General features: G+C 63.9%; 1 protein-coding gene. It reads left to right on the forward strand.

The window, feature by feature from the left end; translation table 11 throughout:
- Nucleotides 1–385, forward strand: a 385-nt coding sequence (locus SB751_RS28450) for a proton-conducting transporter membrane subunit (protein WP_410748844.1), incomplete at both ends; no start/stop codon positions are given.

Consider the following 385-nt stretch of genomic DNA (forward strand, 5'->3'; position numbering starts at 1 on the left):
ATGTCGCTGCTGTCCGGCGGCGGCCCGAAGGTCGCGGCGTTCGCCTGGGCGGTGCGTTTCCTGGTCATGGGTCTGCTGCCGCTGGCCGTAGACTGGCAGCAAATGCTGATCATCCTGGCGGCGCTGTCGATGATCGTCGGCAACATCACGGGTATCGTCCAGCGCAACGTCAAGCGCATGCTCGCGTACTCGGCCATCTCGAACATGGGCTTCGTGCTGCTCGGCCTGCTCGCCGGCATCGTCGACAACAAGGCGACGGGCGCGGCCAGCGCATACAGCTCGGCCATGTTCTACAGCATCGTCTACCTGATCACCACGCTCGGCGCGTTCGGTATCGTGATGCTGCTGTCGCATCGCGACTTCGAAGCCGAAACGCTCGACGACT

The organism is Cupriavidus sp. SIMBA_020, from assembly GCF_046535395.1.
Lineage (GTDB): Bacteria > Pseudomonadota > Gammaproteobacteria > Burkholderiales > Burkholderiaceae > Cupriavidus > Cupriavidus campinensis.